The organism is Leucobacter sp., assembly GCF_053528595.1.
In genome coordinates, this window is the sequence record NZ_JAIVPF010000016.1 from 16,776 (window position 1) to 41,882 (window position 25,107).

The following is a 25,107-nucleotide window of genomic DNA, read 5'->3' on the forward strand; positions in this document are numbered from 1 at the left end:
GCGCTTGCGGTGCGCACGCGCATGCACTACATTCGGCTCGTCCGACGCCGGCCCGCACCGCTCGGCGCATCACGATCGTGTCAAGCCCCTCCCGCCCGGGGCCGGGTATCGGGTTACATGGGGACATGTCAACGAAGATCCTCTCCATCGGCACCGCCGTGCCCCCCGCCCGGCTCGCGCAGCCGAAGACCCGCGACTTCTTCGCGGCGCAGCCCGGCATCGACCGGCTCACCGCCCGCCTCATCGGCGCGGCCTTCGACCAGTCGGCCATCGACAACCGGTACTCGGTGATCGGCGAGATCGGCTCCAGCGAGACCCTGTTCTCGGAGGACGGCGCAGTGCTGAGCGCACCCAGCACCGGCGAGCGCAACCTCATCTACCGCAGGGAGGCTCCGCCGCTGTATGCGGCCGCCGCCCGCGACGCGCTCGAGCGGTCCGGCTTCGACGCGAGCGAGGTCACCCACGTGGTCACGGCCTCGTGCACGGGGTTCTTCGCCCCGGGCCCCGACTACCTGCTGGTGAGGCAGCTCGGCATCCAGACCACGGCCGAGCGCACGCACATCGGCTTCATGGGCTGCGCCGCAGCCTTCCCCGCCCTGCGCACGGCGACCGCGATCAGCGACGCCCAGCCCGGGGCGGTGGTGCTCGTCGCCTGCGCCGAGCTCTGCTCGCTGCACATCCGCTCCTCCCGCGACCCCGAGCAGATCGTGGCCTCCGCGGTGTTCGGCGACGGAGCCGGCGCCGCGATCGTCTCCTCCGCGGAACCGCGCGGGGGCCGGGCGGCGCTGGAGGCGGTCGACTTCTCGACGGCGATCACGGCCGAGGGCGAGAGCGACATGGACTGGACCATCGGCGATCGAGGCTTCGAGATGCGGCTCACCGCCGAGGTGCCGCGCATCATCGGACGCGAGATCGCCGGTGTGGTCGAGGGCATGCTGCAGGGCGCGGATCCGCGCAGCGACGTGGACGCGTGGGCGGTGCATCCCGGCGGGCGGAGCGTGCTCGATCGTGTGCAGGGCGGCGTCGAGCTGTCGGATGAGGCGATGGCGCACTCGCGCACCGTGCTGCGCGACTTCGGCAACATGTCGAGCGCGACGATCCTCTTCATCCTGCAGCGGATCCTGGCGGACGAGTCGCTCGGCGACGGCGCGCGGATCGCGGGGCTCTGCTTCGGGCCGGGGCTCACCGTCGAGACGGCCCGCCTCTCGCTGCGTGCGGGCGACCGGATCCCGGCCGGAGCGGTCGTGACGGCCGGAACCGAACCGGCTGCGGCGGCATCGGCCGGGACCGAGCCCACTGCCGGAACCGAGCCGACGGCCGGGGCGGCGGAACCGGTCGGAGCCGCCGCTCGGGTATGAGGGAGGGGGCATGGGTGACGCTCTCCGCCCGGGATGAGCGGCTCGCGGAGCTGATGGACGATCCGGACTGCGATCCGGTGCGCCTGCGCCGCACGCTGCAGCGCTTCTGGGCGGTGAACGGAGCCGTCTCCCGCTGGGGCCGTGTCTATCGGACCCACCTGCGCCCGGCTCTCGCGCGCGCCGATGGGACCGCCCGCATCCTCGACGTGGGGTGCGGCGGCGGCGACGTGCTGCGCCGGCTGGTGCGGCTCGCGAGACGCGACGGCATCGCGGTGGAGGGGGTCGGCATCGACCCGGATCCCCGCGCCTGCGAGGTGGCGCGGGGCGGCGCGCGCGTCGACGGCATCTCCTTCCGCCGAGCCCGCAGCGACGAGCTCGCGCGGGAGGGCGAGCGCTTCGACGCGGTCGTCTCGAACCACCTGCTCCATCACCTCGACGCGGCCTCGCTGGAGACGGTGCTCGCCGACTCGGAGGCGCTCGCGACCCGGGTCTGCGTGCACTCGGACATCGCCCGCAGCCGACTCGCCTACGCGGCGTTCGCAGTGGGCGCCGCGCCGCTCGCACCGGGCACCTTCCTGCGGGTCGACGGACTGCGCAGCATCCGCCGCAGCTACACCCGCGAGGAGCTCGACGACCGGCTGCCCGGCGGCTGGCGGGCGGAGCAGCCGACGGCGTTCCGGCTGCTCGCGGTCCACCGGCCGACGCCCTCCGAGGAGCCTCCCGGCCCGCTTCGCGGGAGGGCTCCGGCGTGAGCGGCGAGGTGCACGACGTCGTCGTGGTCGGGGCGGGGCCGACGGGGCTCTGCCTGGCCGCCGGACTCGCGCGTCTGGGCGTCGACGCGCTGCTCCTCGAGCGTCGCGAGCTCGCCGAGGCCGGCAGCCGTGCGATCGGCGTGCACCCGCCCGTGCTCGCGGCGCTCGCACCCTCGGGGGCGGCCGAGCGCCTCCTCGCCGGGGCGGCTCGCATTCCGCGCGGGATCGCGCGCTCGGGGGGACGCACCATCGGCGAGGTGCGCTTCGACCGGCTGGGCGGCGCCTTCCCGTTCGTCGCGGCGGTGCCGCAGGCCGTGACCGAGGCGGCCGTGGGGGCGGGCGGGCCCGAGCCGACGCGCGGCACCGAGGTGCTGCGTATCCTCGACGAACCCGGCCGCGCGATCCTGCACGCCCGGATCGGCGCCGAGGAGGTCGAGCTGCGCGCGCGTACGGTCGTGGTGTCCGCGGGCGCAGCGGGGCGCGGTCTCGTGCTGCCCCGCTTCGGGGTGCGCGCACGCGACTACGCCGACCGCTATCTCATGGCGGATCTCGCCGACGCCCCCGGGGCGCCCGCCGACACGGCGATCGTGACGCTCGACGAGGCCGGCGTGCTGGAGTCGTTCCCGCTGCCGGGCGGCGGCCGGCGGCTCGTCGCCTGGGACGGCGGCGGTCCCGAGACGGAGACCGCGCATACCTCCGAGCACCGCGCGGACCGCCTCCGCCGGGCGGTCGCCGAGCGCAGTGGAGAGGCCGGGCTCGCAGCGCGGGTGGAGTCGGCGACGGCGTTCGGGATCCGGCGCGCGCTGCTGCGCCGCCTGCGCGCCGGGCGCGTCCTCGCGATCGGCGACGCGGCGCACGAGGTGAGCCCGATCGGCGGGCAGGGCATGAATCTCGGTCTGCTCGACGCGGTGACGCTCGCCCCGCTCCTGGCGCGGTGGCTGCGGCGGCGCGAGGGCGACCCCGAGCCCGACCGGGAGCTGGAGCGGTGGGAGCGGCGCCGGCTGGCGTCCGCGCGCACCGCCGCCCGCCTCGCCGGCCTCAACACGGCGCTCGGCCGCGCCCGCTCGCCGAGCGCCCGCGCCGCGCTGGGCGCCGCGATCGGAACCGTCGCCGCGGGCCCGGTCACCCGGATCGCGGCCCGGGCCTACGCCATGGGCTTCGACCGCGACGCCCCCCGAGGCCGCACCGTTCTCTGATCCGGGTGGGGCCAGGCCGGCGATGCCGGGACCGGTCTCAGGACGCGACCAGCTCCCGCAGCCGGCTGAGCAGCTCCTCGCTCGTGTGCGTCTCCTGATCCAGGTTGTCCTGGAGCAGCTCGACCGCGTCGGCGGCTCCCTGCGACCCGGCTGCGGTGATCAGGGTCTGGTAGACGGAGATCTCGTAGTGCTCGTTGCCGAGCGCGCAGGAGAGGGCGACCTGATCCCGCAGCTCGGGAGCGGAACGCGCGATGAGCGACTCCGCCTGCTTCGAGATCCCCTTGGTCGCGGGCGAGCCGGCCGTCGACTCCGGGAACCCGAGCGCGCCGAAGACCTTGCGCAGATTCTCGATCTGCTCGCGCGTCTCGTCCGCGTGGTGGCGGAAGAGCTTCTGGATGTCCTTCGACGGAGCGGCCTCGGTGAGCTCGCCGAGCGCGGCGAGCGAGTCCTCCTCCATCGTCATCGTGGTGCGCAGCTGGAAGCGGAGCAGATCGGTGGGCGATTCGAGTGTGGTCTGCGACATGGTGGTTCTCCTTCCGCCTGACGGCTACGGCGATTGTAGGAACGCGCCGCGTCGCTCCGCAGGGGGCTTGCGCCCGGTCTCCCGCACCGCTATGAGGCACCCGGGCGACGCCCGGCCTTCCGAGGGACGTTCACGCGAGGGCATCGACGATGCACCTCAGGCAGGCGCCGCTCGCCACTGCGTCCGCCAGCGAGGCGGGCGAGCGGCGAGCGTCCTCCTCCAGCGCGCGGAAGTACCGCTCGAGGGCGCCCCTCGCCTCGTCCAGCGCCCGCTGGCGGGCGTCCCGGCCCGCTACGCCGGCGACGACCGCGCGGCACCGTCCGATCGCATCGCCGAGCGCCTCGCACAGCGGGCCGGGACTCTCCACCGCGACGACGAGTTCGGACAGTGCGCGGACGAAGAACGCCGCGCGGTCGAGCGCCCTGAGCTGCTCGTCGATCGTCTCCCGCTCTCCGTGGCGACGGCGCGCACGCGGATTCGCGCGCTCGCTGCGGCGGGCCTCCCGGATCTCCTCGGTGACCTCTCCCAGCGTGACCACCAGCGCGTCCACGGCACCCCGCAGCCGGCTCTCGTCGTGCTGCCGGCCGCGCACCAGCTCCTCCGCCTCGTCGAGACAGGCGGAGAGCACACCCCGCAGATCCGCGAGTCGCCCCCGGGCCTCCCCGAAGTAGAGGGGCGGCATGGCGACCCACTGCACGATGATCCCCACGACCACGCCGAACCCCATGGTCACCAGGTAGGAGAGCGAGAACTCCCCGCCCTCCCGCCCGCTCAGCAGGAGCACGAGCAGACCGGCGATGGGGATCCAGTCCCGGCCGGCGCCGAGCACGTGGAGACCCCCCAGCGCCACCCCGACGGCAACGACGAGCGCGACCGCCGCGATCGAGGGGGCACCCGCGACCACGAGGCTCAGCGCGCCCAGCCCGAGTGCGATCCCCACGGCCAGCCCGACCAGGGCCTGCACGCCGGCGCGCACCGAATCGAGCACCGTCGTGTACATGCTCACGAGCACGCCGAGCGGAGCGTAGTAGGAGTACTCCGACTCGGCGAAGGGCACGAACGGGGCGAGGTACCAGGCGAGCGCGGCGGCCACGGCGGTCTTCGCGGCGAGCACGAGCCGCGAGAGCCGGCTCAGCTGCCTCCCCCACCGCTTCGCCGCGCTCCGCAGCGGCGCCGCTCTCAGCATCACGCTTCCCCCGGGTCCATGCTCATCGCCGCTCCTCCGTTCGTGCACAGGGGGTGAGGCTACGCCATGGGCGCTCACGAATCCAGGCCCTTGCCGCCCGCTTCCGCCCGGAACAGGATGGCCGGACGTGTTCGCCCCGTCGAGAGGAGACGACATGCGCGCACTGACCTGGCAAGGCAAGAGGAGCGTCAGCGTCGAGACCGTTCCGGATCCGACGCTGCAGCATCCCGACGACGTCATCATCGAGGTGACCTCGACCGCCATCTGCGGCTCCGATCTGCACCTCTACGAGGTGCTCACCCCGTTCATGGACGCGGGCGACGTGATCGGGCACGAGCCCATGGGCCGGGTGGTCGAGACGGGGGCGGGGTCGGATCTCGCGGTGGGAGACCGGGTGGTCGTGCCCTTCACGATCTCCTGCGGCAGCTGCTGGATGTGCTCGCGCGGACTGACGACGCAGTGCGAGACGACACAGGTGCGGGAGTACGGATCCGGAGCCGCCCTGTACGGCTACTCGCGCCTGTACGGTTCGGTGCCGGGCGGTCAGGCTGAGTACCTGCGCGTCCCGTTCTCGAACTTCAACCCGATCCGCGTGGGTGCCGACCTGCCCGATCACCGCTACCTCTTCCTGAGCGACATCCTGCCCACCGCGTGGCAGGGCGTGCAGTACGCCGGCGTGGGTCGGGGCGACACGCTCGCGGTCTACGGGCTGGGACCCGTCGGCCAGTTCGCCGCGCGCATCGGCGCGCACCTGGGAGCCGAGGTGTACGCCGTGGACCCCGTCCCCGAGCGGCGGGCGCTCGCCGCTCGGTATGGGGTGCGGGTCTTCGACCTGCACGACGACGTCAACGACGAGATCCGCGACGCGACCGCCGGCCGCGGGCCCGACGCCGTGGTCGATGCGGTCGGCATGGAAGCGCACGGCTCGCCCTTCGCACGGTTCGCGCACCAGGCCGTCGGGCTGCTGCCCGACGCCGTCGGCCGCAAGCTGATGGAGACGGGCGGGGTCGACCGCCTGGCGGCGCTCCACGCCTCGATCGACCTCGTGCGCCGAGGCGGCACGGTCTCGCTGAGCGGCGTCTACGGGGGCCAGGCGAGCCCCATGCCGATGCTCATGCTCTTCGACAAGCAGATCCAGCTGCGCATGGGCCAGTGCAATGTGAAGTCGTGGATCGACGACCTCCTACCGCTCGTCGAGGACCCGGTCGATCCGCTCGGCACCGAGGACCTCGTAACGCACCGCGTGCCGCTCGAGGAGGCGCCGCGGGCGTACGAGATGTTCCAGCAGAAGGCGGACGGCTGCATCAAGGTCGTGCTGGATCCCTCGTCGTGACCGGCGCACAGGGCCCGAGTACGGTCTGGGGCCCCGGGCGCAACCCCGTCGACACGCCCCGCTCCGCGTACGAGAGTGGGGGCATCACCATGAAGACCGAAGGAGGCACCGCAGTGTCAGAGCACACCGATCAGCTGACGTTCCAGAACCCCGTGACGAGGTTCCCCGTGATCTCGCCGCCGGTGCAGCACCAACCCGAGCCCGGCCTCGATCAGGAGCTCGTGCCGCAGACCGACCGCGGCCAGCACTCCTACCGCGGCACAGGACGGCTCGAGGGCCGCAGGGCGCTGATCACCGGGGCCGACTCGGGGATCGGCGCCGCCGTGGCGATCGCGTTCGCCCGCGAGGGCGCCGATGTCGCCCTGTCCTACCTCCCCGCCGAGGAGGAGGACGCCCAGGAGATCAAGTCGTTCATCGAGGACGCGGGCCGGCGGGCCGTGCTGCTGCCGGGCGACATCTCGGATCGCGACTTCTGCGAGCGGCTCGTCGAGCAGGCGGCGGAGTCCCTCGGCGGTCTCGACGCCTTGGTGAACAACGCCGGCCGGCAGATCGCGGTGGAGGACGTCGCAGACCTGCCGGACGAGCAGTGGACCGCGACCTTCGACACCAACATCCACGCGATCTACCGGATCTCCCGCGCCGCGCTGCCGCACCTGCCTGCCGGGTCGACGATCGTGAACACGACCTCGATCCAGGCGTACAAGCCCTCCTCCCACCTGCTCGACTACGCGTCGACCAAGGCCGCGATCAACAACTTCACGAAGGGTCTGGGCCAGTTGCTCGCACCTCGCGGCATTCGCGTCAACGCCGTGGCGCCGGGACCGATCTGGACGCCGCTGCAGGTCTCGGACGGGCAGCCCAAAGACGCCCTGCCCGACTTCGGCAAGAACACCCCGATCGGCCGGGCCGGGCAGCCCACGGAGCTCGCCCCGGCGTTCGTGTTCCTCACCTCGCCCGAGTCGAGCTATGTGATCGGCGAGACGCTCAACGTCAACGGCGGGACCCCCTCGCCATGATCCGGGACACCGCTGGGGCCGGAGAGGGCGCCCGCCGCCGCTCCCGACGGAAGGAGAAACCATGCGAGTCGTAGTCGTGGGAGCCACCGGGAACGCCGGTACCGCCGTGCTCCGGGCGCTCGCGGACACCCCGGAGGTGCACTCCGTGCTGGGCATCGCGAGGCGCATGCCCGATACCGGAGCCGCCCCGTACTCCGGCTGCGAGTGGGCGTCGATCGACATCGCCGCGGCCACCTCCGAGGAGGAGGCCGGAGCCCTGCTCAGGGATGCCTTCGCGGGCGCCGACGCCGTGATCCACCTGGCCTGGCTCATCCAGCCGAACTCCCGGCGCGAGCTCCTGCGCCGCGTGAACGTCGAGGGCACCGCCCGGGTGGCGCGCGCGGCGGCCGCTGCGGGCGTGCCGCACCTCGTCGTCGCCTCGTCCGTGGGCGCCTACTCCCCCGACCCCGCGCAGATGCGACGGGACGAGACCTGGGCGACGGGGGGCGTCGCGACCTCGCACTACAGCGTCGACAAGGCCGCCCAGGAGCGGGTGCTCGACGAGTTCGGGACCGCCCACCCGGAGGTCGTCGTCACACGCCTGCGGCCCGCGCTGATCTTCCAGGCCGATGCCGGCTCCGAGATCCAGCGCTCCTTCCTCGGCGGCTGGATGCCGGTGCGGGCCCTCGGCTCGATGAGGCCGCCCGTGCTGCCCGTGCCGAAGGGGCTGCGCGGGGTGCAGGCCGTGCACGCCGACGACCTCGGCCGGGCCTTCGCCGCCGCGGTCGTCGCGCGTGCGCCCGGCGCCTTCAACATCTGCGCGGACGACGTGCTCGCGCCGCAGGACCTCGCCGACATCATCGATCACGGCCGGTTCGTGGAGCTGCCCGCGCGTCTGGTTCGCGCGTTCCTGCTCGGCGGGCACCGGGCGGGGCTCGTCGCGGCCGACGAGGGCTGGCTCGACCTGGCGAGGGCGGTGCCGATGATGGACAACGCGCGGGCCGCGAGCGAGCTCGACTGGCGCCCCCGCGTCACCGCTGCCGAGGCGCTGCGCCGCCTCCTGCGCGGCATGGCGGACGGACGGGGCACGGCCTCCGTGCCCCTGCGCCCGCGGGATCCCGACGACGGGCGGCTCCCCGCGGCCCGCGGGCGGGCCGACAGCGACGCCGACGCGGGTCACCCGGCGCACGGCGCCGCGGCGCCCGAGGAGGGGATCTCCCGGGATCTGCTGGGCCTCTACCTCTCCGACCACCTGACCGGCGCCACCGCCGGAGCGGGCCGGATCGCGCGCATGGCGGACGAGGCGATCGACACGCCGGTCTACGCACGGCTGTCGGAGCTGGCGGAGGAGATCCGGCTCGAGCGCGCCTTCCTGCGGCAGCTCATCCACGACCTCGACCTGCGGCAGCGACCGTACCGGCAGGCCGTCTCGTGGGCCGCCGAGCACGCCGGGCGGCTCAAGAGCAACGGCCGGCTGTTCTCGCGGTCGCCGCTCACCCTGGTGCTCGAGACGGAGCTGATGCGCAGCGCGGTGAGGGGCAAGCTGGGCGTGTGGCAGGTGCTGCGGGAGCACGCGGAGGAGCTGGGGCTCGATCCGGGGGTCTTCGAGGATCTCGCCCGCCGGGCCCGCGCCCAGGCGGGCGTGCTCGACGAGGTGCACGAGTACCTGCGCCGGCGGGCCTTCCGGGAGGATCGGGAGATCGCCGGCGATCAGGGCGGGGAGGGGTGAGCGCCGCCCGCGGAGAGACGCCGGTGCATCCCGATCGCGCCCCCGCGCGTGAAGCCGAGGGACTCGTAGACGCCGACCGCCTCGTCGCTGGCGAAGAGGCCCACGAAGAGCTCCGCCCCCGGCGCGGGTCGCAGCAGCTCGATCAGGCGCTCGACGAGGGCCGTGGCGATCCCCCCGCCGTCGTGATCCGGATGCACGATCACGTCCTGCACGTAGGCGTACTGCAGCCCGTCGCCGACCGCGCGCGCCATGCCGACGGCCTCGCCGTCGACGACGCAGACCACCCCCGCGAGCGACGCCTCGAGCGAGGCGGCCCTGACCCGGTCGTCGAAGTGCGACTGCCACCCCACGGCCGCGGCGAGCGCGGCGTGCTCCTCGGGAGTGGCCACCCGGTCGAGGATCCTCCCGCTCACGACGCGGACGCCCCCTCCGGCCTCGAGTCGGTGCGCATGCGCTCTCCTTCCGCGGCCCGCGATCGCCGTCGCTGTGCCACCCATGGTAACCCGGCCGCGCATGAGATCATGGCCGGACGATGAGCAAGCTGCGGAAGGCGGCCTGGTGGGTCGCCGACTACGCGTACGCCGGCTGGTGGCAGGTGCGCGCCCTCGCGACGCGCGCCGATCCGGGCGACTTCCTGGGCGGGAACGGGGTGCCGATCCTCGTCATCCCGGGAGTGTACGAATCGTGGCGGTTCATGCTGCCCCTGATCATCGACCTGCACGGCCGGGGTCACCCGGTGCACGTGATCGATCCGCTCCGGAGCAATCGCGTTCCGGTCGCGACGGGCGCGCGCCTCGTGGAGGACTACCTGGCACAGCAGGACCTCGAGGACGTGATCGTCGTCGCGCACAGCAAGGGCGGATTGATCGGCAAGCACGTCATGTCGTTCGCCGGGGAGGCGCATCGCATCCGCGCGATGGTCGCGATCGCGGCGCCCTTCGGCGGCTCGCGCTACGCGCGCTTCCTGCTGAGCCCGGCCCTGCGCTCGTTCTCGCCCCGCGACGCCACGCTGCAGCGCCTCGCCGAGGCGCGCGAGGCCAACACGCGCATCGTCTCGGTCTTCGCCCGCTTCGATCCGCACATCCCCGAGGGGAGCGAACTCCCCGGCGCGACGAACGTGGTCGTCGACACCGGCGGCCACTTCCGCATCCTCGCCCACCCGCGCACGATCGCCGTGGTGCGCGGGATCGGCGATGACGATCCGCGGCCGTGACGAGGTCCCGCTCGGCCGCACCGGCCTGCGGAACCGAGCGACGCCGACGGCGCCTGCGCCGACCGCGGGATCCGGGCCTCACCGTGCGATCTCGACGTCGGCGACGATGACGTCCCGCTGCGAGTAGTGCAGCGGCGACAGGAAGAACAGCACGCTCGCGATCAGCGCGAGCCCCGTGCCCACCGCGCAGATCCGGATCATGACCTCGGGCGCGGCCTCCCGGAGGCTCCGGAGCGCGAGGCGGACCAGCCCGAACCCGACGAGGCCCCCGGCGGTGTTGACGATGAGGTCGGTGGTGTCGGAGACCCCGATGGCCAGGAGGAACTGGGCGGACTCGAGCGCGAGGCTCGCGCCCAGCAGCACCGCCGCGACCCGCACCCACGACCAGGCGGGGGCGAGGAGGCCGAGGTACAGGCCGAAGGGGAGGAACAGCGCGATGTTCGCGGCGATCTCGAGCGGCGCGTTCGAGCCGAACCCGCCACCGGCCGCGAACGGGACGAGCTTGAGCTGGCGCACCCCCGCGATCCCGATGTGCGGCACCTCGAGCTTCCACAGCACGATCCAGGCGAGCAGTGCGAGATAGACGGCGAACAGCGCGACGAGCAGCGCGCGGCCGCGCGCAGCGGCACGGCGGTCCGCAGCCGCCCCGGGTTCCGCGACCGGCATCAGCTCCCCCTCCCCGCGTCCCCGAGCGGCTCCCGCGCCGGGCCGGACCCGGCCTGCGCCGCGCCCGTCCCGGCCCCGGAAGAGACGGATCGCGGCAGCTCCGCCGTGACGCGGAGCCCGCCCTCCGGCCTCGCGTCGATCGTGAGCGCTCCATCGTGCGCGCGCACGATGCTCTGCACGATCGCGAGCCCCAGGCCGACCCCGGCGTGGTCGCCGCGGATGCGCTGCGTGCCGCGCTGGAACGGCTCGACGAGCGTCGACGCCAGCTCCGCGCCGACGGGCTCGCCGGTGTTCTCGACGGTCAGCACGACCTCGTCGGAGCCGGCCGAGGTGCGCACGCGCACGGAGCCGCCCGCGGCGAGGTTGTGCACGACGGCGTTGTGCATCAGGTTCGTGATCATCTGCAGCAGCAGCGCGGGCGAGCCCAGGGCGGGCGCGACCTCCCCCGAGACCTCGAGGACGACGTCGTGCTTCTCCGCGAGGGGCAGCAGCGTCTCCGCCGCCTCCTCGGCGAGGAGCGACAGGTCGACGCGAGATCCCGCGCGAAGGACCGCCGGTCGGCGCGGCTGAGCAGCAGCAGCGCCTCGGTGAGTTCGATCGCCCGCGTGTTGACGGAGCGCAGGCGCGCGAGCAGCTCGCGGTGGTCGTGCTCCGGATCCCGCTCAGCGACGTCGAGCAGCGTCTGGGTGACGGCGAGCGGGGTGCGCAGCTCGTGGGAGGCGTTGGCCGCGAAGCGCTGCTGCTCGGCCAGGTGCGCCTCGAGCTGCGCCAGCATCGCGTCGAAGCCGTCGGCGAGCTCGCGGAACTCGTCGCGCCGCCCCTCCAGCCGGATGCGGTGCGACAGCGAGCCGCTCGCCGCAGCGCGCGTGGCGGCGGTGATCCGCTGCAGGGGCGCCAGCATGCGGCCCGCCAGGATCCATCCGCCCAGCAGGCCGAAGGCCAGCAGGAAGGCCAGCGCCCAGCTCGCCGCCGGCACGAAGGCGCGCACGAGGTCGTAGCGGCCGGGGAAGAACGGCCCCGGGCCGGCAGCCGCCTCGGCGGGGACGTACCGCAGGAGGAACACCCACACCACCGCGAGCAGCAGCCCGCCCGCCAGCATCAGGAACCCGGCGTAGCTCAGCGTGAGCTTCAGCCGTGCGCTCAGCCCGCGCCGCCTATCCATCGCCGTCCGATCCGGTGTCGATGCGGTAGCCGACGCCCGGCACCGTGGCGATCGCCCAGGGCTCGCCGAGCCGCTTGCGCAGGGCCGAGACCGTGATGCGCACGGCGTTGGTGAAGGGGTCGGCGTTCTCGTCCCACGCCTTCTCGAGCAGTTCCTCGGCGCTGATCACCCCGCCCTCCGCCGCCACGAGCACCTCGAGCACCGCGAACTGCTTGCGGGTGAGGGCCACGTAGCGGCCGTCCCGGTAGACCTCGCGGCGGAAGGGGTCGAGCCGCAGCCCCGCGATCTCGCGCACGGGCGGGCGGCTGTGCGCGCGACGGCGATCCAGGGCGCGCAGCCGCAGCACGAGCTCCCGCAGCTCGAACGGCTTGGTGAGGTAGTCGTCGGCGCCCAGCTCGAACCCGGAGGCCTTGTCATCGAGGCGGTCCGCCGCGGTGAGCATGAGGATCGGGATCCCGCTGCCCGATCCGACGATGACGGCCGCGACCTCGTCGCCCGAGGGGCCCGGGATATCGCGGTCGAGCACGGCGATGTCGTAGTCGTTGATGCTCAGCAGTTCGAGGGCGGCGTCGCCGTCGCCCGCGACGTCGGCCGCGATCGCCTCGAGGCGCAGCCCGTCGCGGATGGCCTCCGCCATGTAGGGCTCGTCCTCCACCACCAGTACGCGCATGTCCCCCATGCTACGAGCCGCGGCATATCGTCGGCATATGCGATCGGCGGGCGCACGGCCCCGCCGGGAATCGAGGCCGCCGCGGGAAACAGCATTGCCTCTTCCCGCCCGGGACCGTGCGAGTGTACCGTGAGGGCTGTTGGGGGCACTCCGAGCGGAGGGGGTCGGCTTGTTCGAGCACGACGCACTGGACATCGAGCAGCGGGCATCGACCGGGGCGCTGCCCCCGCGATCCCGCGTCGCCGAGCTGGTGGCCGAGGCGCACGAGCGCTACGCCGGCCTGGACGACGGCGAGGTGGCCGACTACATCCCGGTGCTCGCGGCGGCCGACGCGCGCCGTTTCGGGCTGTCCGTCGCGGGCGTCGACGGCTCGCTGCACGAGGCGGGAGACGTGGGCATCACCTTCTCGATCCAGTCGATCTCGAAGGCCTTCGTGTTCGCGCTGGTCTGCGACGAGCTGGGGCACGAGGCGGTGCACGAGCGCGTGGGCGTCAACAACACCGGCCTCGCCTTCAACTCGCTGATCGCGATGGAGCTGAACGGCGGCAGCCCGATGAACCCGATGGTGAACGCGGGGGCGATCGCCACCACCGCGCTGGTGCCCGCGGCCTCGTCCGAGGAGCGCTGGGCCCGGGTGCGGCACGGGCTGTCTCGCTTCGCCGGCCGCGAGCTGGCGCTCGACGAGGTCGTCTACCGCTCGGAGGCCGAGACCAATCACCGCAACCGCGCGATCGGCAAGCTGCTGCAGAGCTACGGACGGCTCGATCCCGACGCGCTCGAGACCGTCGACGTCTACACCCGGCAGTGCGCGCTCTCGGTGACGGCGCACGACCTGGCCGTGATGGGCGCGACGCTCGCCGACGGCGGCGTCAACCCGGTGACCGGCGAGCAGGTGGTCTCCGCGGAGGTGTGCCGCGACACGCTCACGGTGCTCGCCTCGTGCGGCATGTACGAGCGCTCGGGCGAGTGGCTCTTCGAGATCGGGCTGCCCGCCAAGTCGGGGGTCTCGGGCGGGATCGTCGCCGTCTCGCCCGGCAAGGGCGCCGTCGGCGCCTACTCGCCCCGCCTCGACGCCGCGGGCAACAGCGTGCGCGGCCAGCGGGCGTGCGCCCATCTCTCGCGCTCGCTCGGCCTGAATCTGTTCGCCTCCGTTCGCGGGGGCGCGTCCGAATCGGAGGAATCGCATGTCTGAGCAGTCCGCCCCCGCCCGCGCCGCGCAGGATCCGGCGCAGAGGCGGTCCTGGGCCCCGATGGTGGGCCTCTTCCTCGCGCAGGTGCTGATGTCGTTCAACGTCGCGGCGCTGCCCATCTCGCTCGGCGGCATGGTCGAGGACTTCGGCGTGCCGCCGACGGTCGCCAGCACCACCATCGTGGTGTACGGCATCGCCGTCGCCGCCCTCGTGATGACCGGCGCGAAGCTGGGGCAGCGCGTGGGATGGGTGCTCATCTTCCGGATCGTGGTCGTCGTGTTCGCGGGATCCTCGCTGATGATGATCCTGTCGCCCACGATCGGCTGGGCCATCACGGGACAGGTGCTGGCGGGGGCCTCGGCGGCGATCATCGTGCCGGCGCTCGTCGCGCTCATCGCCGAGAACTACCGCGGCGACCAGCAGGCCACGGCGGTCGGCTCCCTCGGCTCGGCGCGCGCCTTCTCGGGGGTCAGCGCGTTCCTCATCGGCGGCACGCTCGGCACTCTCGTGGGCTGGCGGCCGGTGTTCGGGATCACGCTCGGCCTCGCGGTGCTCGTGTTCCTCTTCAGCTTCCGACTGCGCTCCGATCGCGGCAACCCCGGCATCAAGATCGACCTGGTCGCGTCGCTGCTCATCGGCGCCGGGATCGTGCTGCTGACGCTCGGGTTCAACAATCTCAACGGCTGGGGCATCCTGTTCGCCGAGCCGGGAGCGCCCTTCGAGATCCTCGGTCTCTCCCCCGCCCCGGTGTTCGTGGTGCTCGGCCTCATCCTGGGGCAGTCCTTCTTCATGTGGACGAACCGGCGGATGGCGCAGGGCAAGGTGCCGCTCGTCGACCTGAGCGTGCTGAAGGAGCCGACGGAGCGCGCCGCCGTCTACGCGATGTTCATCATCGTGGCGATGGAGGCGGCCGTGAACTTCACCGTGCCCACCTACATCCAGATCGTGCAGGGCCGCACCCCGTTCGACACCTCGCTGGCGATGATGCCGTTCAACCTCACGGTGTTCGTCACCGCGACGCTCATCGTGCGCTTCTACAAGCGCTACGCGCCGCGCACGATCGCCCTGTTCGCGTTCGGGCTCACCACTGCCGCGCTCGTGTGGCTGGCCTTCGTGGTCAACAACAACTGGGAGACGCTGCCCACGATCCTCGGCCTCATCGTGTTCGGGATCGGGCAGGGCGCACTCGTGACGCTCGTGTTCAACGTGCTGGTCACCGCCGCCCCGAAGCGGCTGGCGGGCGACGTGGGGTCGATCCGCGGCACCACCCAGAACCTCGCCTCGGCCGTCGGCACCGCGGTGATGGGCGCGGTGCTGGTGACCACGCTGGGCCTCGGGATCGGCAGTGCCGTGGCGGAGCACCCGGAGCTGCCGCCGGAGCTCGTGGAGCAGGTCGATCTCGACAACGCGAACTTCATCAGCAACGACGATCTGCGCACGGTGCTCGCGGGCACCACCGCCGACTCGGCGCAGGTGGAGGCGGCCGTCGCCCTCAACGAGGAGCAGCGCCTGCGCACGCTCAAGCTCGGCTTCCTGCTGCTCGCGGGCATCAGCGCGCTCGCCGCGCTGCCCGCCTCGCGACTGCCGAAGTACCGGCCCGACGAGATCCCCGCCGACGCGGTCGGATCGGCCGAGTGAGCGCGCCGATCCCGAGCCGTGCGGCCGGCGCCGGCCCGATCCGTTCCGCGTCGACGAGCTCCCCCGAGATCCGCCCCGCCGAAAGGACCCCGGCCATGCACCGCTCACGCTCTCTCCTCACCGCGGCGCTCCTCGGCGCCGCCGCCCTCGTGCTCGCCACCACCGGCTGCGCCGGCAGCAGCTCCGACGCGTTCGTCGGCACCTGGGGCGACACGGGCACCGAGACCGCGCCCTCGCTGACCATCGAGCAGGACGGCGCCTTCTCGGGCACCGACGGCTGCAACCGCCTGACCGGCACGGCCACCTTCGACGGCGACACGATCGACTTCGGGGTGGCCGCGAGCACGCTCATGGCGTGCGAAGGCGTCGACACCTGGCTGCAGGGGCTCGGCACCGGCGCGGTAGTCGACGACGCGCTGCAGATCAGCGACGAGAACGGCGACGTGATCGGATCGCTGCCGAAGCAGTAGGCGCGGGGCGGGCGTTCGGGCCTCATCCTGCGTGCGCTTGCGACCACCCCGTCCTCCTGCGTGCACGGAATGCTCAAGCGGGACGCACCGGCTTTCCGCGCGTTCCGCGGTGGCGCCGCCGCACCGGTGCGAGTCGCAGGATCCACACGGCCGAGGCTCCACGGCGCTCAGCGATGCCGGCATATCGTCGGCGTATGCGAAAGCGGCAACGCGTCGGCAACACGGCACCGCGTTGACTGGCGGCATGCCTCCCACCACCGCACCTCATGAGCCGCGCCGCAGAGCCCTCGCCCTCGCCGCGTTCGGACTGATCGCCATCACCACGCTCACCGTCGGCATCGTCCTCGCGCAGTCGGAGTCGTCGACGCGGGCCGCGGCCGAGGCGGGTGCCGATCGGGATCGCGGGCTGCCCGCACCGGGCGAGGCCGGGCTCGGGGGCGACGGGGCCGCGCCCGCCGTCGACGGCGATGCGTCGGCTGCGGACGGGACGCTTCCCGAGGGCGCGAGCGTGTTCGACGATCACCCCGGCATCGCCGGGCTCGATCCCGAGCTGCTCGCGGCGCTGCGCGCGGCGGCCGAAGAGGCGTCGGCGGCGGGGATCGAGTTCGTCGTCAACAGCGGCTGGCGCTCCCCCGCGTACCAGGACCGGCTGCTGCTCGACGCGATCTCCGTGTACGGCTCCGAGGAGGAGGCCGCGCGGTGGGTGGCCACGGCCGAGACCTCCGCGCACGTCTCGGGCGATGCGGTCGACATCGGCGGGGCCGACGCGGCCGAGTGGCTCTCGGTGCACGGCGCCGCGTACGGTCTCTGCCAGACCTACGGCAACGAACCCTGGCACTTCGAGCTGCGCCCGGAGGCCCCGGCGGCCGGCTGCCCGGCCATGTACGCCGACCCGACCGAGGATCCGCGGATGCGGGAGTGAGCGCCGGAGCCGTGAACCGGTACCGCGGACCGGCGGCCGAGCAGACGGCGCTCCGTCCGGCCGCGGGCCGTCTCGGCGTCGTGCCCGGCTTCCCCGACCCCGTATCGTAGTGCTGTGAACAGACACTGGTGGCGCCTCGCGCCGGGCGGGGTGGTCGTCGGCGTCGTCTGCACGGTGCTCTCACTGACGCCCTCGCTGCTCCCGCGCCCCGCGCTCCTCCAGGGTGCGATCGGCGGGATCTCCTTCGCGCTCGGCTACCTCGTGGGCGTGCTGCTCACGGCGCTCGTGCTGCGCGTGTTCACGCCCGCGCCCAGCGCACGCGCGGCGCGGATCGTGTGGTGGTGCGTCGGCGTCGCCCTGGCGGTCGCCGCGGTGCCCCTCGGCTTCGCGGTGCTGGGCTGGCAGAACGGGGTGCGGGCAGCCGTGGAGATGCCGCCGATCGACGCGGTCGACCCGTGGAGGTTCCTGCTCGGCTTCGCGGTGACGGCGGCGCTGCTGCTCGTGATCGGCAAGGGCTGCCGGAGCCTGCACCGTCGCATCCGCGCGCGGATCTCCGCGCTGCCGGCCGCCCTCGCCACGGCGGCGGCGGTGCTCGTCGCCGTGGTCGCCGTCGGCTCGCTCGGCATGCTCGCGGTCGATCGCACGTACGCGGCGCGGAACACCGCTCCCGCCGGCGACGCCCGGGAGCCGGGCTCCGCCTTCCGCTCCGCGGGCGAGGGATCCGGGGTCAGGTGGCAGGATCTCGGCCGCCACGGCTCCCTGTTCGTCGGCGGCGGCCCGACCGCCGCCGACATCGAGGAGGCGACGGGGGCTCCGGCGCTCGACCCGATCCGCGTCTACGCGGGCCTCGCCTCGGCCCCCGACGCGGCTTCGCGGGCCGAGCTCGTCGTCGCCGAGCTCGAGCGCACGGGCGCGTTCGAGCGCGAGTGGCTGGCGGTCGCGACGACGACGGGTTCGGGCTGGCTGGAGCCGCAGACGGTCGACGCGTTCGAGTACCTGCACGGGGGCGACACGGCGATCGCGTCGATGCAGTACGCCTACACGCCGAGCTGGGTGTCGTTCGTGTTCGATCCGGACGCCCCGGTGGAGTCGGCGACGGCGCTGTTCGACGCGGTGCACGAGCGGTGGTCGCAGCTGCCGGAGGACGAGCGCCCGAAGCTCGCCGCCTACGGGCTGAGCCTCGGCGCGCACGGCACGCAGGCCGCCTTCTCGGGCCTCGATGATCTGCGCGCCCGCACCGACGGCGCGCTGCTCGTGGGCAGCCCGAACGGCTCCGAGCTGTGGCGTCGGCTGCAGGCGTCGCGCGACGCGGGGTCGCCGGCCTGGCGTCCGGTGCTCGACGGCGGGCGCGAGGTGCGCTGGATGTCGCGTGAGGGCGACGAGCGGCTCATCGACGCGCCGTGGCGCGATCCACGGGTGCTCTATCTGCAGCACGCCACGGATCCCGTGACCTGGCTGGGACCGGAGCTGATCTGGGCCGCCCCCGACTGGCTCGACGAGGAGCAGCGTGCCGATGACGTGAGCCCCGACATGCGCTGGATGCCCGGCATCACGGCGGTGCAGCTGGTCGTGGACATGTTCATGGGCGAGTCGGTGCCGGCTCGGCACGGCCACAACTACGGGGATCTCGTACTCACCGGGTGGGCGAGCGTCACCGACGACGACGGTCTCGACGCCGCCGCGCTCGCGCGGGTGCAGGCGATCCTCGAGGCCTACGCCGACCCGATCGACCCCGCCTACGAGTAGCCGCTCGGGCCTGTGCTCCGCTGGGCGGTCGAAGCGAGTGTCGTGCTGAACGAGGCGGGCTCGAGGCGGGCTCGAGGCGAGCTCGAAACGAGCTCGAGGCGAAGCGTCGGAATCGCAAGCCCCAGGATCCGCGCCCGACTGAGCTCTGGCCGCCTCACGAGCAGAGCGCTCGCCCTCCCGAATCTGCCCGCGCTTCGGCAGCTCACTTCGGCGAGTGGCGGATAACGCGGCTGTTCTCCCCGAAACAGCCGCGTTATCCGCCACTCGATGGCGCTTACACGCCGGCACCGGGCCCTGATCGTGCTCGCCCGCCGGCGCTGCGAAGCGCTCTACGCCAGGCTTCGGACCGGGGAGTCTTTACCAGCCCGAAAACCGGTCGGAAGCCGCTCTCGCAGCTCGACACGGGTACAGGGCCTCCCGGCGTCACTCCGCGCTCTCCGCCGCCGCCCGCCGCACGACCTCCGCGAGCTGCTCCCAGGCCTGCTCGGTCGGGTCGATGAGCGCGTAGGAGGTCGGCCAGAATCCGCTCGTGTCGTCGAGCGCGGCCAGCGCGCTGACGCCGAAGGTCGAGTAGCGCTCCTTGTCCATCTGCCCGCTGCGGAAGAACACCACCGGCTTGCCGCCCCGCGCATAGCCGGGCTGCCCGTAGTACAGCTTGGGCGCGAGATCCGGGGCCGCGGTCGTGACGATCTCGTGCACGCGCTCGGCCAGCTCGCGGTCACCGTCGGGCATCTGCGCGATCTTCGCGAGCAGTTCTGCCTCCTCTGCGGCAGCCTTCTCGGCGCTCTTCGCGCGCTTCGCCTCGGCCTTCAGCTCGGCGGCGCGCTCCTTCATCGCCGCGCGTTCCTGCGCGGAGAACCCGCCTGCTGCGTCCTGCTTCGTCATGCTCGATTCCCTTTCGGTGGCCCGGTCATGGGGGCGTCGGTGTCTGGCGGGTGGTGCCTGTCACGCTAGCGGGGCCGCGCACGGCCCCGCTTCTCGATTCCTGATCGCTTCGCTCGCGGGGCGGTTGGGCCGGTGACTACCCTCGCCCGGTGAAGCGATCCATCGACGAGTACACGTGGAAGACCCGATCCGCGATCGCGTCCCAGGCCCGCGTGGGGAGGATCCCGCGCAGCGCCATCGCGAGCTTCACCGTCCACGGCTTCGAGACGATGGGCCTGCCCGCGATCATGCCCTCCCAGGCGGCGCGGGCCGCGCGCGCGGGCGTCATGATCGGGGTGAGCAGCGGGCCGCGGGCGCCCTCGAACATGCCCGTGGAGATGTAGCTGGGGCAGAAGGTGGTGACCGCGACGTGGCCGTGCCCATCGCGGGCCAGCTCGAGACGCAGCGAGTCGCTCCAGCCGATCATCGCCCACTTCGAGGCGGCGTAGACGCTCATGCGCGGGTTGGCGAGCGTGCCCGCGGCCGAGGCGATGTTGAGGATCCGCTTCGGCCGCGAGGGGTCGGCCATCATGGCGGGAAGCACCTCGCGGGCGAGCCACATGGGTGCGAGCGTATTGATGCGCATGGTGAGCTCGATGTCGCGCTCGGGATCGTGCTCCCAGAAGAGGGCACCGCGCACGATGCCGGCGTTGTTGATGAGGATGTCGGGATCTCCGAGCTCGTCGACCGTGCGCTTCGCCGCCGCCTGCACCGCCTCGCGATCCGAGACGTCGACGGCGAAGGCGCGCACGCGGGTGCGCGGCCCATCGAGCTCGGCGGCGAGCGCGGAGGCGCGATCCTCGTCGACGTCCCACAGCGCGATGGCGGCCGCGCCCTCCTTCGCGGCGCGGCGCGCGTACAGCTCCCCCATGCCGCGGGCGGCCCCGGTGATGAGCACCGTGGAGCCGGGGATGACGGTGTTGAGGCGGGGCTTCGGTGCCATGCTCACACGCCCGCGGGCGGCCACAGGCCGAGGATCAGCGCCATCACGAGCACGGTCACGAGTTCGTGGGCGATGTTCATGATGGTGAGAGCGGAGGGTCGTCCCTCGAAGGCGTCGTGGGTGATGAAGCGGGCGGCGGTGAAGCCCGCCCAGAGCACCACGCCGGTCAGCAGCGCGGACATCAGGAAGGACCCGCCGTAGAACTCGAAGGCGATCCAGATGGCGCCCGCGAACACCCAGGCGGTGATGAAGCTGACGATCACCGTGACGATGATGGGTCCGACGGCCGACCGCGCGCCACCGCTCAGGTCGACCTTCGCGAGCCGCGCCCAGGCGTTGCCGAACACTTTGGGGGTGTACCAGACCGAACCGACCACCATCGTGGAGATGGTCGCGACGATCACCGCCCAGTAGTTGATCTCGGGGATCATGACTGACTCCTTTCGGCGTGCCGGCCTCGACGTTGGGGCCGGTGATCCTCATGGTAGTGGTCCGCGGCGGCTCGGTGTCGGAGGATCGGAGGAGTCGCGAGGTGGCGCCTCCGCCCCGTCTTGCTTCGCTCACAGTCCGGCCTGTCCGCTCAGTTGTTCACAGATCGCCCCGCCCCGGTGCCGCTGGTCTCTCCGTCGCGTAGAGTCGATCCCACAGCCCACGGAGCGAACGCAGACGGGAGGAGTTCGGATGTCGAACGAGACACTCGCCGTGATCCTGAGCGCGCTCGGTCTGCTGGTGACGCTCGGCGGCGGCGCAGCCGCGGGACTCGCCTGGGTGGTGCGGCGGGTCGACGCGAGCGAGGCGAAGCTCGTGGGTCGGATCGATGCCATCGATACAAAACTCACGGACCGGATCGACGGCGTCACCACAAACCTCACGGGCCGAATCGACGGCGTCACCACAAACCTCACGGGCCGAATCGACAGCGTCAACACAACGCTCACCGGCCGGATCGACGCCGTCAACACGAACCTCACGGACCGGATCGACGGTGTCAACACAAGCCTCGCCGATCGAATCGACGGCCTGCATGCCGAGGTGACGGAGGTCAAGATCGCCGTCGCCCGTCTCGAGGAGCGCTCTCGACCGCCGCACATGCTTGCACGCTGAGAGCAGACTCATCCCCTTGCGCGCGGCGCCCGATTTGTCCAGGGGCTGGTCATGCCGCGATGCGAGACCTACCGTGGTGGCATGGATGAGGTGATCGAACTCGTATCCCCGGAGCAACTGCCCGAGGAGTCGTCGGCGCGCTTCCTGCTCGGCGGCAACGCGGTCACCGTCGTGGCCGAGGATCCGCACTGGTGGCGGTTCCCCGAGCTGGGGGTCAGTCTCGTGCAGCACGACTTCTCGGCGGCCACCGCGTTCGTCGTCTCCGGGCACGGTCCGGGCGGATCCTTCCTCGAGACACTCGCCGTACTGCGGGAGATCGCGCAGCACGTCTCCTCGGGGAGGACCATATGACCCGCTACGTGTGCGCCGAGTGCGGCGCGGACGCCGTCACGCTCTCGCCCGACGGCAACACGCTCCCCCGCGACGCCGAGGTCGTCGTACCGGAGGTGACGCACTGCTCGAACACGGCGTGCGCCAAGTCGGATCCTCACCTCGCGAGGAGCACCGATTTCAGGCGGGTCGACGAGGAGTGACCCGGCGCCTCGGTTGACCTAGGCTTCCCCGCGATCCTCGATGGATCGTGCCGTGAGCACCGATACCGGGATGTGCCCGGCGGCGAGCACGATCGCCGCGATCGCGATCCACGGGTTGCCCAGCCAGGCGGCCGCGCCCAGGAACACCGCGACGGGCAGAATCGCCATGGGCACCGGCACGCCCCGCAGCGGGCGATAGAGCAGGATCGTGCCGCGCCCCGAGCGGAGATAGCGCGCCCACAGCCCGTAGTACACCGCCAGCCCCGCCGCAGTCGGGATCAGGATCCACCAGGTGGTCCGCCCGGGCGCAGTGATCGCGGGAACCGTCAAGCAGAGCGCCTGGCCCGCGCGCTCCAACCACAGCAGCGGGGCCGGCGGGCTCGGTCGACGCGACGCCGCATCAGGATCCCGCGGCGGGAACCGGAGCAGCAGCAGGTTGGGTGCGAGCACGGCGATGCTCACGATCAGGCCGAGCGGTGAGAACCCCACGGTCACAGGGTATCCCGCGCCGCCGCCGCGGATCACTTTCCGGCACGAAGACCCTTCTGCGACGCCCGGCCCCTCAGTAGGCTCGGGAGCATGCAGCCCGCACCCGCACCCGTGCCCCGCCCGCTCCGCATCGCACTGCTCGCGGTCGCCTGGTTCAACCTGGTCTCGGCGGTCGCGGGAATGCTCGGGCTCACGATCGGCGGCGGGATGGGCATCCCGCTGGAGTGGATCGAGGGCAGCGTCTTCACCTCGTACGTCTGGCCGGGGGTGATCCTGGGTGTGGTCGTCGGGGGTGCGCAGCTGCTCGCGATCCTCGCGCAGTACGCCAGGTATCGGCTGGCGTGGGGCCTGCAGGCGGCCGCCGGCCTGACGATGATGATCTGGATCTTCGTCGAGATCGCGATCATGCTCGTCTGGTCTCCGCTGCACGGCCTCTACTTCGTCACGGGTCTCCTGCAGACCGTGCTCGCGGTGCTCGCACTCGGCGCCTGGCCGCGGCCGTTCCTGGGCCGGATCCCGAAGCTCGACCGCTGAGACGCAGGCCTACAGGATCTGCCGCAGGTTCGTCTTCGCGAGATCCACGATCTCGTCTCCGCGGCCCGAGAGCACGGTGCGCAGCGCGTACAGCGTGAAACCCTTCACCTGCGCGGCCGAGATCGACGGCGGCATCGAGAGCTCCTGACGATCCGTCAGCACCTCGACCAGCGCGGGCCCGGGGTGCGCGAAGGCCTCGCGCAGCGCGGACTCCACCTCGTCGGATTCCGAGACCCGCACCGCGTGCAGGCCGACCGCCCGGGCGACGGCGGAGAGATCCGGATTCTTCAGCTCCGTGCCGTAGTTCACGAACCCCGCGGCCTTCATCTCGAGCTCGACGAAGTTGAGCGAGGAGTTGTTGAAGACCACGATCTTCACGGGCAGCGGCGCGTTCTGCTCGAGCGTCAGCAGCTCGCCCAGCAGCATCGCGAGCCCGCCGTCGCCGGCGAGCGCGATCACCTGGCGGTCGCGGTGCGCGGCCTGCACGCCGATGGCCTGCGAGACGGCGTTGGCCATGGAGCCGTGGCTGAAGGAGCCGATGAGGCGACGGCTGCCGTTCATGGTGAGGTACCGCGCGGCCCACACCACGGGCGATCCCACATCGGGGATGAACACCGCGTCACCGGATGCCACCTGGTCGATCAGCCTGGCCACGTACTGCGGGTGGATCGGCTTGCCCTCGCCCGCCGGAGTGGCGAGCTCGTCGAGCCGCTTGCGGGTCTTGCGGTAGTGGTCGACGGATCCGTCGACGTGGGAGCGGCTGCGGCGCTCCTTCAGCAGCGGCAGCAGCGCCGTGGCGGTCTCCCCCACGTCGCCCACCAGCCCGAGGTCGAGCGGGGTGCGCCTGCCGAGGTTCTCGCCGCGGATGTCGATCTGGATCTTGACCGCCTTCTCCGGGAAGAACTGCTGGTAGGGGAAGTCGGTGCCGAGCATCAGCACGGCGTCGGCCTGCTCCATGGCTCGGTAGCCGGAGGCGAAACCGAGCAGGCCGGTCATGCCGACGTCGAACGGGTTGTCGTACTCGATGTGCTCCTTGCCGCGCAGGGCGTGCACGACCGGGGCAGCGAGACTGTCGGCGAGGGCGACCACCTCGTCGTGCGCGCCCGCGACCCCCGCACCGGCGAGGATCGTCACCTTCTTCGCGTCGTCGAGCAGTTCGGCCGCGCGCTCGAGTTCGCGCCGGCTCGGGATCACTCGGGGCTGCGACGGGGTGATGGTCGTGACGGTGTCGTTCGCGGCGTCGGCCAGGGCGACATCGCCCGGGAGCACCACAACGGCGACGCCCCGCTTCTCGATCGCGGTCTGCATGGCGATGCGCAGCACGCGCGGCATCTGCGCCGGGCTCGAGACGTGCTCGACGTACACCGAGCACTCGCGGAAGAGCTCCTGCGGGTGGGTCTCCTGGAAGTAGTTGGAGCCGATCTCGTCGCTCGGGATGTGCGCGGCGATCGCCAGCACGGGCACGCGCGAGCGGTTGGCGTCGAAGAGGCCGTTGATGAGGTGGAGGTTGCCGGGGCCGCAGCTGCCCGCGCACACCGCCAGCTCGCCGGTCGTCGCGGCCTCGCCCGAGGCGGCGAAGGCGGCGGCCTCCTCGTGCCGCACGTGCACCCACTCGATATCGGAGGTGCGCAGCGCGTCGGTGAAGCCGTTGAGCGAGTCGCCGGGGATGCCGTAGACGCGCTGCACCCCGTTCGCGGCGAGGGTATCGACGATGTTCTGTGCGACGGTGACCATGGCTGGGCCTGCCTTTCTTCTCCGTCACTCCATCCTTGCCGGAGCGGCGTTCGTCGGGCAAGGGGTGCGGACGGGGTGGCGCTGCACGGTCGCGGGT

Annotated in this window: 28 protein-coding genes; 16 read left to right on the forward strand and 12 right to left on the reverse strand. The window is 72.5% G+C overall.

The window, feature by feature from the left end:
• The first annotated feature begins 125 nt into the window (after positions 1–125).
• The 3 genes from ACWKZU_RS02345 to ACWKZU_RS02355 are packed head-to-tail and all read left to right on the forward strand — an operon-like array spanning position 126 to position 3,306.
• The gene (locus ACWKZU_RS02345; RefSeq protein WP_449280783.1) at positions 126–1,358 is read left to right on the forward strand and encodes a type III polyketide synthase; all 1,233 of its coding nucleotides are present in this window, start codon (positions 126–128) and stop codon (positions 1,356–1,358) included.
• A 14-nt stretch (positions 1,359–1,372) separates the two neighbouring features.
• A complete protein-coding gene (locus tag ACWKZU_RS02350) occupies positions 1,373–2,110 on the forward strand; it encodes a methyltransferase domain-containing protein (RefSeq protein WP_449280784.1) in 738 nt (245 codons plus the stop codon).
• Positions 2,107–3,306, forward strand: a complete 1,200-nt coding sequence (locus ACWKZU_RS02355; protein ID WP_449280785.1) for an FAD-dependent oxidoreductase — start codon at positions 2,107–2,109, stop codon at positions 3,304–3,306. The genes ACWKZU_RS02350 and ACWKZU_RS02355 overlap by 4 nt, the downstream gene beginning before the upstream one ends.
• Positions 3,307–3,343: 37 nt before the next feature.
• Here ACWKZU_RS02355 and ACWKZU_RS02360 read toward each other — a convergent pair whose 3' ends face one another.
• Together ACWKZU_RS02360 and ACWKZU_RS02365 are read right to left on the reverse strand one after the other, a co-directional pair.
• Positions 3,344–3,829: a YciE/YciF ferroxidase family protein gene (locus ACWKZU_RS02360; protein WP_449280786.1), complete on the reverse strand. Its 486-nt coding sequence runs from the start codon at positions 3,827–3,829 to the stop codon at positions 3,344–3,346.
• 130 nt (positions 3,830–3,959) lie between these two features.
• Complete coding sequence (locus tag ACWKZU_RS02365; protein WP_449280787.1) at positions 3,960–5,015, reverse strand: FUSC family protein; 1,056 nt, start codon at positions 5,013–5,015, stop codon at positions 3,960–3,962.
• A 154-nt stretch (positions 5,016–5,169) separates the two neighbouring features.
• Here ACWKZU_RS02365 and ACWKZU_RS02370 point away from each other — a divergent pair, with 154 nt between their 5' ends.
• The 3 genes from ACWKZU_RS02370 to ACWKZU_RS02380 all read left to right on the forward strand — a co-directional run bounded on the left by ACWKZU_RS02370 (position 5,170) and on the right by ACWKZU_RS02380 (position 9,072).
• Entirely contained in the window at positions 5,170–6,348 is a 1,179-nt protein-coding gene (locus tag ACWKZU_RS02370) for a zinc-dependent alcohol dehydrogenase (protein ID WP_449280788.1), read from the forward strand.
• Positions 6,349–6,437: 89 nt separating this feature from the next.
• Positions 6,438–7,364, forward strand: coding sequence for an SDR family oxidoreductase (locus tag ACWKZU_RS02375; RefSeq protein WP_449280789.1), 927 nt, complete (start codon positions 6,438–6,440; stop codon positions 7,362–7,364).
• Positions 7,365–7,425: 61 nt separating this feature from the next.
• Positions 7,426–9,072: an NAD-dependent epimerase/dehydratase family protein gene (locus ACWKZU_RS02380; protein ID WP_449280790.1), complete on the forward strand. Its 1,647-nt coding sequence runs from the start codon at positions 7,426–7,428 to the stop codon at positions 9,070–9,072.
• On the opposite strand, the gene ACWKZU_RS02385 is transcribed toward ACWKZU_RS02380, so the two are convergent.
• Positions 9,054–9,485, reverse strand: coding sequence for a GNAT family N-acetyltransferase (locus ACWKZU_RS02385; protein ID WP_449280791.1), 432 nt, complete (start codon positions 9,483–9,485; stop codon positions 9,054–9,056). The genes ACWKZU_RS02380 and ACWKZU_RS02385 overlap by 19 nt on opposite strands.
• Positions 9,486–9,604: 119 nt before the next feature.
• On the opposite strand from ACWKZU_RS02385, the gene ACWKZU_RS02390 reads away from it, so the two are divergent.
• On the forward strand, positions 9,605–10,285 hold the full coding sequence (locus ACWKZU_RS02390) for an esterase/lipase family protein (protein ID WP_449280792.1): 681 nt from the start codon (positions 9,605–9,607) through the stop codon (positions 10,283–10,285).
• 78 nt (positions 10,286–10,363) lie between these two features.
• Here the strand turns inward: ACWKZU_RS02390 and ACWKZU_RS02395 are convergent, their stop codons facing one another.
• From ACWKZU_RS02395 to ACWKZU_RS02410, 4 genes are read right to left on the reverse strand one after another with little or no spacing between them, the layout of a single operon-like run.
• Positions 10,364–10,951 carry a VanZ family protein gene (locus ACWKZU_RS02395; RefSeq protein ID WP_449280793.1) on the reverse strand — a complete coding sequence of 196 codons (588 nt, stop codon included), beginning with the start codon at positions 10,949–10,951 and terminating at the stop codon, positions 10,364–10,366.
• Positions 10,951–11,352 (reverse strand): sensor histidine kinase, encoded by a 402-nt coding sequence (locus ACWKZU_RS02400; RefSeq protein WP_449280794.1) that lies wholly within the window; start codon positions 11,350–11,352, stop codon positions 10,951–10,953. The genes ACWKZU_RS02395 and ACWKZU_RS02400 overlap by 1 nt, the downstream gene beginning before the upstream one ends.
• Positions 11,349–12,113: a sensor histidine kinase gene (locus ACWKZU_RS02405; protein ID WP_449280795.1), complete on the reverse strand. Its 765-nt coding sequence runs from the start codon at positions 12,111–12,113 to the stop codon at positions 11,349–11,351. The genes ACWKZU_RS02400 and ACWKZU_RS02405 overlap by 4 nt, the downstream gene beginning before the upstream one ends.
• Complete coding sequence (locus ACWKZU_RS02410; RefSeq protein WP_449280796.1) at positions 12,106–12,783, reverse strand: response regulator transcription factor; 678 nt, start codon at positions 12,781–12,783, stop codon at positions 12,106–12,108. The genes ACWKZU_RS02405 and ACWKZU_RS02410 overlap by 8 nt, the downstream gene beginning before the upstream one ends.
• A gap of 169 nt (positions 12,784–12,952) precedes the next feature.
• Here ACWKZU_RS02410 and glsA point away from each other — a divergent pair, with 169 nt between their 5' ends.
• The 5 genes from glsA (at position 12,953) to ACWKZU_RS02435 (ending at position 18,749) form a co-directional block, all read left to right on the forward strand.
• Positions 12,953–13,975, forward strand: a complete 1,023-nt coding sequence (gene glsA / locus ACWKZU_RS02415; protein WP_449280797.1) for a glutaminase A — start codon at positions 12,953–12,955, stop codon at positions 13,973–13,975.
• On the forward strand, positions 13,968–15,611 hold the full coding sequence (locus tag ACWKZU_RS02420) for an MFS transporter (protein ID WP_449280798.1): 1,644 nt from the start codon (positions 13,968–13,970) through the stop codon (positions 15,609–15,611). The genes glsA and ACWKZU_RS02420 overlap by 8 nt, the downstream gene beginning before the upstream one ends.
• A 95-nt stretch (positions 15,612–15,706) precedes the next feature.
• On the forward strand, positions 15,707–16,081 hold the full coding sequence (locus ACWKZU_RS02425; protein WP_449280799.1) for an META domain-containing protein: 375 nt from the start codon (positions 15,707–15,709) through the stop codon (positions 16,079–16,081).
• A gap of 244 nt (positions 16,082–16,325) precedes the next feature.
• Entirely contained in the window at positions 16,326–17,003 is a 678-nt protein-coding gene (locus ACWKZU_RS02430) for a M15 family metallopeptidase (RefSeq protein ID WP_449280800.1), read from the forward strand.
• A gap of 114 nt (positions 17,004–17,117) precedes the next feature.
• Positions 17,118–18,749, forward strand: coding sequence for an alpha/beta hydrolase (locus ACWKZU_RS02435; protein ID WP_449280801.1), 1,632 nt, complete (start codon positions 17,118–17,120; stop codon positions 18,747–18,749).
• Between the two features lie 423 nt (positions 18,750–19,172).
• Here ACWKZU_RS02435 and ACWKZU_RS02440 read toward each other — a convergent pair whose 3' ends face one another.
• The 3 genes from ACWKZU_RS02440 to ACWKZU_RS02450 form a co-directional block, all read right to left on the reverse strand.
• A complete protein-coding gene (locus tag ACWKZU_RS02440; RefSeq protein WP_449280802.1) occupies positions 19,173–19,634 on the reverse strand; it encodes a DUF1801 domain-containing protein in 462 nt (153 codons plus the stop codon).
• Between the two features lie 136 nt (positions 19,635–19,770).
• Positions 19,771–20,616 (reverse strand): SDR family NAD(P)-dependent oxidoreductase, encoded by an 846-nt coding sequence (locus ACWKZU_RS02445; protein ID WP_449280803.1) that lies wholly within the window; start codon positions 20,614–20,616, stop codon positions 19,771–19,773.
• 2 nt (positions 20,617–20,618) lie between these two features.
• Positions 20,619–21,047, reverse strand: a complete 429-nt coding sequence (locus ACWKZU_RS02450) for a DUF1761 domain-containing protein (RefSeq protein WP_449280804.1) — start codon at positions 21,045–21,047, stop codon at positions 20,619–20,621.
• 250 nt (positions 21,048–21,297) lie between these two features.
• Here ACWKZU_RS02450 and ACWKZU_RS02455 point away from each other — a divergent pair, with 250 nt between their 5' ends.
• The 3 genes from ACWKZU_RS02455 (at position 21,298) to ACWKZU_RS02465 (ending at position 22,253) form a co-directional block, all read left to right on the forward strand.
• Positions 21,298–21,720, forward strand: coding sequence for a hypothetical protein (locus tag ACWKZU_RS02455; RefSeq protein WP_449280805.1), 423 nt, complete (start codon positions 21,298–21,300; stop codon positions 21,718–21,720).
• An 81-nt stretch (positions 21,721–21,801) separates the two neighbouring features.
• Positions 21,802–22,071: a hypothetical protein gene (locus tag ACWKZU_RS02460; RefSeq protein WP_449280806.1), complete on the forward strand. Its 270-nt coding sequence runs from the start codon at positions 21,802–21,804 to the stop codon at positions 22,069–22,071.
• Complete coding sequence (locus ACWKZU_RS02465) at positions 22,068–22,253, forward strand: hypothetical protein (RefSeq protein WP_449280807.1); 186 nt, start codon at positions 22,068–22,070, stop codon at positions 22,251–22,253. The genes ACWKZU_RS02460 and ACWKZU_RS02465 overlap by 4 nt, the downstream gene beginning before the upstream one ends.
• An 18-nt stretch (positions 22,254–22,271) precedes the next feature.
• Here the strand turns inward: ACWKZU_RS02465 and ACWKZU_RS02470 are convergent, their stop codons facing one another.
• Entirely contained in the window at positions 22,272–22,742 is a 471-nt protein-coding gene (locus tag ACWKZU_RS02470) for a hypothetical protein (RefSeq protein ID WP_449280808.1), read from the reverse strand.
• A 90-nt stretch (positions 22,743–22,832) separates the two neighbouring features.
• Here ACWKZU_RS02470 and ACWKZU_RS02475 point away from each other — a divergent pair, with 90 nt between their 5' ends.
• Complete coding sequence (locus ACWKZU_RS02475) at positions 22,833–23,276, forward strand: hypothetical protein (RefSeq protein WP_449280809.1); 444 nt, start codon at positions 22,833–22,835, stop codon at positions 23,274–23,276.
• A 9-nt stretch (positions 23,277–23,285) separates the two neighbouring features.
• On the opposite strand, the gene poxB is transcribed toward ACWKZU_RS02475, so the two are convergent.
• A complete protein-coding gene (gene poxB / locus ACWKZU_RS02480) occupies positions 23,286–25,010 on the reverse strand; it encodes a ubiquinone-dependent pyruvate dehydrogenase (RefSeq protein ID WP_449280810.1) in 1,725 nt (574 codons plus the stop codon).
• Between the last annotated feature and the right edge of the window lie 97 nt (positions 25,011–25,107).